Source organism: Streptomyces rectiverticillatus (assembly GCF_013394065.1).
Lineage (GTDB): Bacteria > Actinomycetota > Actinomycetes > Streptomycetales > Streptomycetaceae > Streptomyces > Streptomyces rectiverticillatus.
In genome coordinates this window covers 509,971-521,974 of sequence record NZ_CP040752.1, presented here as the reverse complement: position 1 = coordinate 521,974, position 12,004 = coordinate 509,971, and the positions used below count along the sequence as shown (strand labels likewise).

Below are 12,004 nucleotides of genomic sequence, written 5' to 3'. Positions count from 1 at the left end.
AACCGCGCCCCTTCGCAACCGGGACCGTTCGCAACCGGGACCGTCAGTTCTCCGGACTGTCAGTTCTCCACGGTCTGGACCCGCGGCGGATGGCCGTTCCACGTGACGAACACCGACGTCGTCTTCGTGCCGGCCATGAAGTCCACCCGGATCCAGGCGCTCTGCTTCCACACCCGCATCTGCCAACCCTCCTCCGGCGTCGCCGAGACGAGCGTGGCGGAGCTTTCGCCGAGGTCGAAGACCGCCCGGCCGCCCCGGACCGGATAGCTCTTCACTTCGCCGGTGCCCGACCGGGGTTGGGCCTCAGGGCTCTGCGCCGACCCGGAACCGGAACCGGACCCCGACCCGGCCCCGGGCGCGGACGTGTCCGGGGCCGGGGGCGCGAGTTGTCTCCCGGAGGGGGACGCGGTGCCCGGTGGCGAGGGGGAGGGCGGCGGGCCCGGGGTGCGGGACGAGGAGGCCGGTTCGCCTATGGCCGGTGCCGCGGTGCCGGAGATCGGCAGTGCACGCGGCGGCTCGTAGGCCGTGCCCGCCAGGACGGTGCGCACCCCGTACCAGGACACCGCCATGGCGGCCGCGGTCGCCAGCATCCACGCCAGGGCCTGCATGATTCCTCGTCTCACCTGGCTCATAGTGCCTCACTCGTATGGCGTACGGTGCGGCCCATGGCAAGACTGCTCGTAGTCGAGGACGACCCGTTCGTGCGCTCCGCCCTCATCCGGCAGCTCACCGAGGCCTCGCACACCGTGCGCAGTGTCGGAACCGCGTTGGAGGCGTTGCGCGAAGTGGCGCAGGTCGGCTTCGACCTGGTCATCCTCGACCTGGGGCTGCCGGATCTCGACGGTGCGCAGGCGCTCAAGATGCTGCGCGGCATCACCGACGTGCCGGTCATCGTGGCCACCGCCCGGGACGACGAGGCCGAGATCATCCGGCTGCTCACCGACGGCGCCGACGACTACCTGGTCAAGCCGTTCTCCGTGGCGCACCTGACCGCCCGCATGGCCGCCGTGCTGCGCCGGTCGGGCCGGGGCGGGCCGGCGGGCGAGCCCGCGCCGGCCGCCGCGCTGCAGGTCGCCGGCCTGTCGGTGGACCCCTTGCGTCGCCTGGCGGAACTGGACGGCGTACCCCTGGACCTGACGCGCCGTGAATTCGACCTGCTCGCCTACCTGGCCGGCCGCCCGGGCGTCGTCGTCCCGCGCAAGGAGCTCCTGGCCGAGGTCTGGCAGCAGTCCTACGGCGACGACCAGACCATCGACGTGCACCTGTCCTGGTTGCGCCGCAAGCTCGGCGAGACCGCCGCCCGGCCCCGCTACCTGCACACCGTCCGCGGGGTCGGGGTGAAGCTGGAGCCCCCGGCGGCGGGGACGGCGCTCCCGGAGCAGCCGTGAGATGGGCGCTCGTCAGGGTTTCGCTGGCCGTCACGGTGATGGTCGTGCTGGCCTTCGCCGTGCCGCTCGGCCTGGTGGTCAAAGAACTGGCCCGGGACCGCGCCTTCGCCGACGCCGAACGGCAGGCCGCCCAGATCCGCCCCGCGCTCGCCATCACCACCGACCGCGACCAGCTGGAACGCGCGGTCGCCAGCTCACAGGCCGGCGGGGACGGGCGGATGGCCGTCCACGTACCCGGTAACGACGGCAAGCAGAACGACGGCAAAGAGAGCAACAGCCAACAGAACGATGGCACACAGCAGGGTGCGGGCGCCGAAGGGCACAAGGCGTACGACATCGGCCCGCGCCGGGCCGACCCGCGGGACGTGGAGACGGCCCGCCGCGGCCGCTCCGCCGTCACCTCCGTGCCCGGCGGCTACGCCCTGTTGCAGCCGACGGCCCTGAGCACCGGCGAGTTCGCGGTCGTCGAGGTGTACGTGCCGCACCGCGCCGTCGGCAACGGCGTCACCACCTCCTGGGTGATCCTCGCCGGCGTGGGCCTCGGCCTGATCGCCGGTTCCCTCGTCACCGCGGACCGCCTGGGCCTGCGCCTGGTACGCCCGGCGGAGCGGCTCGCGAAGGCGGCCGCCGAGCTGGGGGAGGGCAAGCTGGGCGTCCGGGTACGCGAGGACGGACCGGCGGAACTGCGCGCCGCGGCCGTCGCGTTCAACTCCATGGCCGACAAGATCGTGCAGCTGCTTTCCAACGAACGCGAGCTCGCAGCCGACCTCTCCCACCGCCTGCGCACCCCGCTCACCGTCCTGCGCCTGAACACCGCATCGCTCGGCGAGGGCCCGGCCGCCGAGCAGACCCGCGCCGCCGTCGCCCAGCTGGAGCGCGAGGTCGACCAGCTGATCCGCGCGGCCCGCGAGCAGGGCGAGCAGAAGCAACGGCCCACGCTCGGCTGCGACGCCGGCGAAGTGATCCGCGACCGGATGGACTTCTGGTCCGCGCTCGCCGAGGACGAAGGCCGCACGGTCCGGCTCTCGGGCGTCGACGCGACCGTACGCGTCCCCGTCGCCCGCCCCGAACTCGCCGCCGCACTGGACGCGATGCTCGGCAACGTCTTCCGGCACACCCCCGAGGGCACCGCCTTCGCGGTCGACGTGCACCACAGCGACGACGCCGTCATCGTCCTCGTCTCCGACGCGGGCCCGGGCATCGCCGACCCGGACGCGGCGCTGCGCCGCGGCCACGGCGCCGGCGGCCCCGGCTCCACCGGCCTCGGCCTGGACATCGTGCGCCGCGTCGCGGAGTCGACGGGCGGCGACGTACGGATCGGGCGGTCGGTGCTGGGCGGAACGGAGGTGCGGGTGTGGCTCTCGCCGGACGGCGGCGGATCCAAGGGCCGTGAGCGCCGCCGCCGACGGGTACGGCGCGGCGGCCGGTCGCGCCGCTGATCCCGACGCCGCTGATCCCGACGCCGCTGTCCTGTGGCAGGCGCTCCTCATTAACCCCCGCCGATGCGTTCCTTAACTCCGCCATAAGGAGCGGGCCCCGGAAGCCGATTCGACGATTTGCCGGGTTTGGTCTCGCTAGCGTGCCGCACGTACCCACCCCCCAACCCAGAACAGGCAGGCACGCGATGGGTTCCTCCGCACACCGCCGACGAGTGAGCCGCAAGGCGAAGCTCGCCGGCGCCGGGCTCGCCGCGGCGATCGCGACGGGCGCCGCGTTCACGCTCACCGGCACGGCGCAGGCCGCCTCGGTCGGCGCGGCCTTCTCCCGGACCGGCGCCTGGTCGGGCGGCTACACCGGGCAGTACGTCCTCACCAACGACACCGGCAAGGCCCTGTCGGGCTGGAAGCTCACCTTCGACCTCCCGGCCGGCGCGAAGATCACCTCGCTGTGGAACGGCAAGCACACCGTCAGCGGCCGCAGCGTCACCGTCGAGCCGGAGAGCTGGAACGCGACGATCGCCCCCGGCAAGTCCGTGACCGTCGGCTTCGTCACGGCCGGAAACGGCGTCGGCACCGGCACCGGCGACGCCCCGGCCAACTGCCGGATCAACGGCACGAAGTGTTCCGTGGACAAGGACCCCGGCCCGCAGCCCACGCAACCGCAGCCGACCGCGACCTCCCCGGCCCCTGGTCCCGGTCCCGGTCCCGGCGGCGCGAACGCGGCCTTCGCCCCGTACGTCGACACCTCCCTCCACCCCGCCTACGACCTCCTGGACACCGCCAAGAAGACCGGCGTCAGGAACTTCAACCTCGCCTTCGTCACCTCCGGGGGCGGCTGCACGCCCAAGTGGGGAGGTGTCACCGACCTCGGGAGCGACCCCGTCGCGCAGCAGATCGGGAAGCTGCGCGAGGCGGGCGGCGACGTACGGGTCTCCTTCGGCGGCGCCGCCGGCTCCGAGCTGGGGCTCGTCTGCTCCTCCGCGGACGAACTCGCCGCCGCGTACGGCAAGGTCGTCGACGCGTACAAGCTCACCAAGGTCGACTTCGACATCGAGGGCGCCGCCCTGCCCAACGCCGCCGCCAACACCCGGCGCGCCCAGGCGATCGCCTCGCTCCAGAAGAAGCACCCCGGACTCGACGTCTCCTTCACCCTGCCGGTCATGCCCACGGGCCTCACCCAGGACGGCGTCGACCTGGTCGGGAACGCGAAGAAGAACGGCGTGTCCGTCTCCGCGGTCAACATCATGGCGATGGACTACGGGTCGTCCTTCGACGGCGACATGGGGCAGTACGCGATCGACGCCGCCACCGCGACGCAGGCGCAGGTCAAGGGCGTGCTGGGGCTGAGCGACAAGGCCGCGTGGAAGGCCGTGGCGGTCACCCCGATGATCGGCGTCAACGACGTGGCCGCCGAGGTCTTCAAGGTCGACGACGCGGCGCAACTGGCCGCGTTCGGCCGGTCCAAGGGGATCGGCTGGCTGTCGATGTGGTCGGCCGCGCGCGACAAGCAGTGCCCGGGCGGCGCACAGAACTCCGCATCCGCGACCTGCAGCTCGATCCTCCAGGACGAACTCGCCTTCACCAAGGCGTTCGCCGCCGCCCGCAAGGGCTGACGCGCTTCCCGTTCCCCTACGTAAAGCCCCCCCACACCCCCACACCGCCCCGCACGTCCGGCACCCCCCACCTCACGGCCGGCGTGCGGGGCCACCCCCTCACCCACCCGCAAGGAGATCTTCATGCGCACGCGTCACAAGGCCGTACGGGTGACTCTGCTCGGCGCCGTCCCTCTCGCGCTCACCGCGATCACCGCGCTGACCGCCGCGCCGGCCGAGGCGCACGGCTCCATGACGGGCCCGGTCAGCCGTGTGTCCGCCTGTTTCGCGGAGGGACCGGAGCATCCGCGTTCGGCGGCCTGCAAGGCGATGGTCGCAGCGGGCGGCACCCAGCCCCTCTACGACTGGAACGAGGTCAATATCGGCGACGCCGCCGGGCGCCATCGCCGGATCATCCCGGACGGCAAGCTGTGCAGCGCAGGCCGCGCCAAGTACAAGGGGCTGGACCTGCCGCGCGCCGACTGGCCGGGCACGAAGCTGGCCCCGGGCAAGCACACCTTCCGGTACCGGGCGACCGCACCGCACCGCGGCACGTTCGAGCTGTACCTCACGAAGGACGGCTACGACCCGAGGAAGCCGCTGAAGTGGGCCGACCTGGAGGCCAAACCGTTCGCCAAGGTCACCGACCCCACGCTGAAGGACGGGAGCTACGTCTTCGACGGCACCGTCCCGAAGAGGTCCGGCCGCCACCTCGTGTACAGCGTCTGGCAGCGCTCGGACAGCCCTGAGGCCTTCTACACCTGCTCGGACGTGGACTTCGGCGGGAAGGGGAGGACGGCGACGGCGCCGCAGGCCGCAGCGGCCCCGGCCCCGGCCGCGTCCGCTCCCAGCGACCGGCAGATAGCCGAGGAGGCCGGGAAGTCGACCGTCGACCACGGCGGGCACGGCGGTGACGGCCCCGGCGACAGCGGCCCCGGCGCCGGAGACGTTGGCGCCGGAGGCGTCGGTGCCGGAAACGAGCCCCGGTCCGCGGTCAAGGCCGCCAACGCCCCGGCCGCCCAGGGCGGGCGCCTCGCGGAGACCGGTGGCGACGACCGTACGGCCGTGCTGGCCGTTACGGGCGCCGGCGTCCTCGCAGTCGGCTCCGCCACCTTGTTCCTGGCCATGCGGCGACGCTCCGCCCGCAGCCACGCCTGAGGCCCGGGCCGGGTCAGTCGTCCGTCGTCGAGACCCCGGTCAGCCGTCGCGCCCGGGGCCGGGGCCGGAGCCGGTCGACCGGTGCCATGGGTCCGTCGGGCCGACCGGCACCACGACAGGAGGGTGCCTCCGCGGCGGCCGCGCCGCCCCGCGGGCGTCCTTCACGTCCTCCTCGCCGGGGTGGACGACCATGACGGGGCCGCGGGCATGCCGGAGGCAGTGGCGGCTGACCGAGCCGTGGAGGAACCGGTGCCACAGCCCGTGGCTGCCGGCGCCCAGCACCAGCATGTCCGTGTCGTGCCGGGCACTGGCCACCAGGGCCGGGCCCGGCTCGGCGCGGATGATCCGCGGGGCCACCCTCAGGCGGAACGGCGCGGCGCCGAGTGCCCTCTCGCACGTCTTCGTCAGGGCCCTGCGCGCCTGGGCCTCCCAGTACGCGCGGACGTCGGCCGGGGCGGGCTGCAGGGCGTCCGCCGCCTCTCCGCCCGGCGGCGACCAGGCCAGCACGGGACACAGGGCCGCGCCGTGGCGTGCCGCCTCCTGCGCGCCCTGCCTGAGCGCGGCGACACTGCCCGCCGAGCCGTCCACGCCTACGACGACGCGCTCCACCGTTCGAGACATACCGTCCGCCTCCCTCGGGATTCGTCTGTCCGCTGTACGGCAACGTGATCCACGTTACGAAGCGCCCGCCGGATGCGTATCGTCCTAATGGGTGGCAAATCGGGTGATACCCCCCTCCGGTCGGAGGGGGGTATGCGGGGTATGCGGGGCCCGTCACCGATCAGACCTGATAGCGGTCCGGGGCGAAGAGGTGCAGGTGGTCCCGGACCCAGTCCGAGGTACGGGCCAGGCCCTCCTCCAGCCCCACCCGGGGCCGCCACCCGGCCCACTCCCGGGCCCGGGTGTTGTCCGACAGCAGGCGCTCCACCTCACTGCCGGCGGGCCGCAGCCGCGACGGGTCCACCACGACCTTCGCGTCCCGGCCGGAGGCGCGGACCAGCGACTCGGCGAGGTCGCCGATGGAGATCTCCCGCCCGGTGCCGAGGTTGACCGCGTGCCCCACGGCCCGGTCGCAGTCCGCGAGCGCCAGGAACCCCTCGGCGGTATCGGTGACGTAGGTGAAGTCGCGCGTCGGCGACGTGGACCCCAGCCGGATCTCCTCGGCCCCCGAGTGCAGCTGCGCGAGGATCGTGGGGATCACCGCCCGCGCCGACTGCCGCGGCCCGTAGGTGTTGAAGGGCCGCACGACCGTCACCGGCAGCTCGAAGGAGTGCGCGTAGGACAGGGCCAGCATGTCCGCGCCGATCTTCGAGGCGGAGTACGGCGACTGCGGCTGCAGCGGGTGCTCCTCGCTGATCGGCGCGGTCAGGGCCGTGCCGTACACCTCGCTGGTCGACGTGTGCACCATGCGCCGCACGCCGTGGCGGCGGCAGGCCGCGGCCACGTTCTCCGTACCGGCCACGTTGGTCTGCACGTACGCCTCCGGAGACGCGTAGCTGTACGGAATGCCGATCAGCGCCGCCAGGTGGAAGACGGTGTCGCACCCCGCCACCGCGTCCATCACGCGCCCGGCGTCGCGGACGTCACCGGCGAGCGTCTCCACCGGCGAACCGGGCCCGAGATGACGGGCGAGGTAGCCGCGCTCGGCGTAGGGCTTGTAGTGCACGAGCACCCGCACGCGCGCCCCGCGCTCGACGAGCAGGTCGACGAGCGTCGAGCCGATGAAGCCCTCGGCTCCGGTGACCAGCACGCTGCGGCCGGCCCAGTCGTCGGTGTCGTTCAGCTCGGTGGTCATCGCGGTGGTCATTGCAGTGGTCGTTGCAGTGGTCATGCCGGTCATGCGTGGTTCCTCTCAACAGCCTGGAACGGAAAGGGATTCGCGGGGGTGCGGCCTGCCAGGCGCAGCGCCCACGCCGCCATGAGGCCGGCCGCGAGGGCGTGCGTGCCCGGGGCGGCCGCCGTACCCATCGCGGCGAGCCGGGCCGGATCGGCAAACAGCGGCTCGATCAGGCCGGCGAGCCGGTCGCCGGTGGCCTCGCCGTCGGGGAGCAGCAGCCCCGCGCCGGCGTCCGAGAGCACCCGGGCGTTGTGGGTCTGGTGATCGTGCGGCGCGTGCGGGTACGGGACCAGCACCGCCGGCACGCCCACGCTCGACAGCTCCGCCACCGTCGCCGATCCCGCCCGGCACACCATCACGTCGGCGGCCGCGTAGGCGAGGTCCATCCGGTCGAGGTAGCCCACTGCGGTGGCCACCCGGTCGCCGCCCTCGGCGGTGAGGCGGGCCCGTACCTGCTCCAGGGCGCCCGGCCCGGTCTTGATCACCAGGTGTACGTCCGGCCGCCCGCGCCACCGCGAGGCCAGCTCGAGCGCCGCTTCCGTCAGCCGCGCCGCGCCCAGGCTCCCGCCGTTGAACAGCACCAGCCGCGTGCCCTCCGGCACCCCGAACCAGCGGCGGGCCTCCCCGCGCAGAGCCTTCCGCCCGGCCCGGTCGAGCCCCGCGACATCGCTGACCAGCGGCATGCCGACCGTCTCCGCGCGCAGGGCCGTCCGCGCCGGCAAGTGCTCTCGGGTGCGGTCGAAGGCGAGCGCGATGTGCGGGGTGAGGGCAGCAGCGAAACGGTTCGCCCTGCCCGGCACCGCATTGGACTCGTGCACCAGCACCGGGCGGCGCGCCATCCGCGCCCCCAGCACCGCGGGCGCGCTCGGATAGCCGCCCATGCCCACGACGACGTGCGCACCCTGCTCCTCGATCACGCGCTGCGCCTGTCTCCCCGAGCGCAACAGATCGGCGGGGAGCAGATACCGGCGGGCCCCGAGCGAGGAATCGAAGGGGATCATGTCCACGGTGTGGAGCCGGTATCCCGCATCCGGTATCAGACGGGTCTCCAGACCGCGTTCCGTACCGATGAAACTGATGACGGCGTGCGGCACCGCTCTGCGAAGCGCGTCGGCGACCGCCAGCCCGGGGTAGATGTGACCGCCGGTCCCGCCTGCGCCGATGACCACCGAAAGGTTGTCGTCTGCTGTAGCCATGGCCGCAGCTTGGCGAAACGCTTTAAGAACCCACTAAGAAACCTTTTCGCCGCCCACTGCGCCGGACTGCTCGGCCGAGCGCCGGCCTTTGTGCACGTCCGACCTGAAATACACTCTTCCGGTGAACGAGACCCTGCCGCCGTGCCCCGAGTGCTCCAGCGCCTACACCTACGAGATGGGCGTGCTCCTGATCTGCCCCGAATGCGGTCACGAGTGGTCGCCCGCGGCAGCGGAATCCGCGAGCGGTGACCAGGACAAGGTGATCAGGGACTCGGTCGGCAACGTGCTCGCCGACGGTGACACCGTCACGGTCGTCAAGAGCCTCAAGGTCAAGGGCAGCGCGACGGGGATCAAGGCGGGCACCAAGGTGCGCAACATCCGCCTCGTCGACGGCGTGGACGGCCACGACATCGACTGCAAGATCGACGGCTTCGGCGCCATGCAGCTCAAGTCCAGCGTGGTCCGCAAGGCCTGACCTGCAGCACTGGAAGTCCCCACCGCGCCGCGCCGGCAGGCCTGACGTTCTCGTCGCCGAAGAGGTCGAGGTAGTCGTCGCGCATCTGCCCGCTGATGCCGGCCGGTGTCGCGTAGCGGCGCAGCCGCTCGTCGTGCCCGGCCAGGTGCTCGCCGGCGGCCGGCAGCCCCAGTCGCAGCGGGGCCAGGATCGAGTACCGGGTGGTCTTGTACTCGCAGACGGTGTGCAGCAGGTCCTCGGACGGGAGGGGCTGGAAGTCGCGTTCCAGGTCGGCGATCCGGCCGGCGACGGTCTCCGCACCCGCACGCAACTGCACCTCCAGCCTGCGTCTGGAGGAGTTCGATGCTCAGCGCGGCCTCCTCCAGGCCGGGCACCTGCTCGTCGGTCACCAGCCGGGCCGCCTCGTACAGCAGGGCGACCCGCAGGCGCTTCCATTCAGCACAGGGCTTCGGGCCCGCCCCCGTGGACGGGCCCGAAGCCGCGTGGAATCAGCCCCTCAGCGGCCCTTCGCAGGTGAAGTCCGCCGTTCCCGCGGGGCGGTCCGGCCAGAGGTCGACCTTTCCGAAGGAACAGTTCATGTCGGCGAAGTTGTTGGTGCCCTTCTTCGTGCGGTCGAGGATGAAGTAGTCGACCGTCCCGGACATGTCCTTGAAGACCAGGTCGGGGCTGCCCGGGCTGCTCAGGTTGGCGGTGACGCGGCCGGTGCAGGTGAAGCGGGGGCGCTCCGGGGCCTCGTTGGTGCGGCATTCGGGCGTGATGCCGGTGGTGGCCTTGAAGGAGGCGCGGACCGTGGCGGGGTGGCCGGCGTCCAGCCCGCCGACGGGTGTGAACGAGGTGTTCGGCACGTACAGGTCCTTGACCTTGGCGATCTGCTGGTCGAGGAAGGTGTCGTACGCGCGCTGCAGGCCCGTGTCCCGGCCGAGCCGGTCGCGCCAGGCGTCGAAGCCCGCGACGTCGTTCGCGCGGAGCCGGTCGTACATCTCCTTGAGCAGCGAGGGGCGCTCGGCCCACAGGAACTCGAAGAACGTGCCGGCGTAGGAGTAGAAGCGGAAGCCGTCCCGGTCGTACTCCGCGTGCAGCAGCTCGTACACGCTCATGCGCGGCTTGGTGCCGCCCGCCGTGTCGTTGATGATGCTCTGGACGAGGGACTTGCGGACCTTGATGCCCTCGCCCCGGGTGGCGCCGTCGAAGAACTCGGCCGTGCCCTCGTCCATGGCGGTGGTGCGGTCGCCCTGGTACCAGGGGCCCTCGCCGAAGAGGCCGGGGACGGCCCAGCGGCCGTTGAGGTAGTGCGTGTACTCGTGCCGGAAGAGCTCCTCGAGCGTGAGCGTGGAGTCCTGGGGGACGCGCCGCTCGTACGTGTAGAAGGTGGCGCCGTTCTCGATGTAGATGCCGCCGTTGTTGGTGCCCATGCCGGTCAGCAGCGGGTGGTAGACCTCGTAGTCGGCGCGGGAGGCGTACAGCACGATGTTGAGCGTGGTGTTGGTGTCGCCCGCCAGCGGCTGCTCGGTGCCCAGGACCCGGTGGAACTGGGCCTTGACCTGCTTGCTCGCGTAGTAGAGGCGGTCGACGGTGGCGCGGGGCAGGGCCGTGCGGACCTTGATGGCGCCGTTGTCGTACGTGTAGGTGGAGGGGAAGATGCGGCGCTCGATGTCGGCCTTGCACACCCCGTACTGCTTGCAGGCGTCGAACTCGATCAGCCAGGTGACGACCTTGGCCCAGGGCTCGCTGCCCTCGCCGAAGTTGCCGGTCGTGGTGGCCAGCAGCCCGCCGAGGTCGGCGGTGATCCGGCTCCTGAGCGCGTCGATCTGGCCCATCCGCCCGTACTCCCCGACGCCGTCGCGCACCACCCAGGCGTTGGACGTGCCCTTGAGGTGGGTGTAGCCGGCGAAGGCCTTGAAGGCCGCGCGGTAGGAGGCGTCGGCCGTGACGGCGGCGTGGAAGGCGGTGTCGTGGTTGCCCGGGTAGACGCCCAGGTAGTTGAGGGAGAGCGCGGCGAGCGCGGCTCCGGCCCAGGCGGTGTCCTTGGCGGTGCCGGGGTGCGCGGCGTCCATGGTGGCGAGGACGCGCTTGATGAGCGGCAGCTGGTGGTGGCGCAGGCCCGGGGCACTGGCCGCGTAGAGCGCTTCGCGCAGGGTCTCGGCGTTGGTGCGGGTCGCGTCGAAGGTGCGCGAGGCGACGCCGAAGGCGGACACCGCGCGGCGCACGGCCTCGACGGTCGGCGCGTCGGTGAGGTCGATCTCGCTGCGGGAGAAGTCGTGGTAGGCGACGGCATGGAGGTAGGTGAACATCTCCAGCAGGTGGCTGTTGTTCTTGCCGTCGTGCGCCGCGGCCAGGCTCTCGATCCGGCGGGAGACCGCCTGGACGTGCGGCCTCGACATGACCGGGACCAGCCGCTGGTCCCAGGTCCAGATGAGCGTGCGCAGGCAGCCGTCGGCGGTGACGGCCCGGTCGGCGAGGAAGTCGGCGAACTGCTCGGGCGCGAGGCGCGTGATGCCGTCGAGCGTGCACGGCACGGAGGTTCCGCCGAGGGTGGCGCGGGGCGGTACGGCCGTGGGCTTCGGCTTGGCGGTGAGAGCGCCGGGAATGCGGCCTTCCGCGAGGCCTCCGGGGGCGGTGGGCTTGGCGGTGGCCGGCTCGGGGGCGTCGGCGAGCCGGGTGACCTCGTCGAAGGGGTTGGGCGTGGGGGTGTCCTGCCGCACGCCCGCCGTCGGCGCCGGGGCGGACGCGGCGGAGGACGGCTTGGGCGCAGGCGAGGGTGAGGGGGAGTCCGCGTGAACGGGCTGGACGACGGTGGCGCAGAGCGCCGTTGCTATGGCGGTGGTGAGTAGGGATGCGCGCAGCGATCTGCGCAGCGATCTGGAGTGGGACACCGATGACTCCTGTGTGGGAGGTGTGTTGCCGCGCGCACGTGAAGTG

Annotated in this window: 10 protein-coding genes and 1 pseudogene; 5 read left to right on the top strand and 6 right to left on the bottom strand. The window is 72.4% G+C overall.

The window, feature by feature from the left end; genetic code table 11:
- Window positions 1-59 precede the first annotated feature (59 nt).
- Entirely contained in the window at window positions 60-632 is a 573-nt protein-coding gene (locus FGW37_RS02070; RefSeq protein ID WP_343066985.1) for a hypothetical protein, read from the bottom strand.
- A gap of 33 nt (window positions 633-665) precedes the next feature.
- Between FGW37_RS02070 and FGW37_RS02065 the strand changes: the two genes are divergently transcribed.
- From FGW37_RS02065 to FGW37_RS02050, 4 genes are all read left to right on the top strand, one after another.
- Window positions 666-1,388, top strand: a complete 723-nt coding sequence (locus FGW37_RS02065) for a response regulator transcription factor (RefSeq protein ID WP_179079466.1) — start codon at window positions 666-668, stop codon at window positions 1,386-1,388.
- Window positions 1,385-2,827 carry a sensor histidine kinase gene (locus FGW37_RS02060; protein WP_179079465.1) on the top strand — a complete coding sequence of 481 codons (1,443 nt, stop codon included), beginning with the start codon at window positions 1,385-1,387 and terminating at the stop codon, window positions 2,825-2,827. The genes FGW37_RS02065 and FGW37_RS02060 overlap by 4 nt, the downstream gene beginning before the upstream one ends.
- A 185-nt stretch (window positions 2,828-3,012) precedes the next feature.
- Window positions 3,013-4,440, top strand: a complete 1,428-nt coding sequence (locus FGW37_RS02055; RefSeq protein WP_179079464.1) for a glycoside hydrolase family 18 protein — start codon at window positions 3,013-3,015, stop codon at window positions 4,438-4,440.
- Between the two features lie 123 nt (window positions 4,441-4,563).
- Window positions 4,564-5,577 carry a lytic polysaccharide monooxygenase gene (locus FGW37_RS02050; RefSeq protein ID WP_179079463.1) on the top strand — a complete coding sequence of 338 codons (1,014 nt, stop codon included), beginning with the start codon at window positions 4,564-4,566 and terminating at the stop codon, window positions 5,575-5,577.
- Between the two features lie 39 nt (window positions 5,578-5,616).
- Here the strand turns inward: FGW37_RS02050 and FGW37_RS02045 are convergent, their stop codons facing one another.
- From FGW37_RS02045 to FGW37_RS02035, 3 genes are all read right to left on the bottom strand, one after another.
- Window positions 5,617-6,198: a universal stress protein gene (locus FGW37_RS02045; protein ID WP_179079462.1), complete on the bottom strand. Its 582-nt coding sequence runs from the start codon at window positions 6,196-6,198 to the stop codon at window positions 5,617-5,619.
- 160 nt (window positions 6,199-6,358) lie between these two features.
- A complete protein-coding gene (locus FGW37_RS02040; RefSeq protein WP_179084451.1) occupies window positions 6,359-7,372 on the bottom strand; it encodes an SDR family NAD(P)-dependent oxidoreductase in 1,014 nt (337 codons plus the stop codon).
- A gap of 41 nt (window positions 7,373-7,413) precedes the next feature.
- Window positions 7,414-8,610, bottom strand: a complete 1,197-nt coding sequence (locus tag FGW37_RS02035) for a UDP-N-acetylglucosamine--N-acetylmuramyl-(pentapeptide) pyrophosphoryl-undecaprenol N-acetylglucosamine transferase (protein WP_179079461.1) — start codon at window positions 8,608-8,610, stop codon at window positions 7,414-7,416.
- 121 nt (window positions 8,611-8,731) lie between these two features.
- On the opposite strand from FGW37_RS02035, the gene FGW37_RS02030 reads away from it, so the two are divergent.
- Complete coding sequence (locus FGW37_RS02030) at window positions 8,732-9,085, top strand: zinc ribbon domain-containing protein YjdM (protein ID WP_179079460.1); 354 nt, start codon at window positions 8,732-8,734, stop codon at window positions 9,083-9,085.
- A gap of 31 nt (window positions 9,086-9,116) precedes the next feature.
- On the opposite strand, the pseudogene FGW37_RS02025 reads toward FGW37_RS02030, so the two are convergent.
- Window positions 9,117-9,516, bottom strand: a pseudogene (locus FGW37_RS02025) (polyprenyl synthetase family protein); the annotation flags it as partial.
- Window positions 9,517-9,573: 57 nt separating this feature from the next.
- On the bottom strand, window positions 9,574-11,958 hold the full coding sequence (locus FGW37_RS02020; RefSeq protein ID WP_246430216.1) for a collagenase: 2,385 nt from the start codon (window positions 11,956-11,958) through the stop codon (window positions 9,574-9,576).
- Window positions 11,959-12,004: the final 46 nt, after the last annotated feature.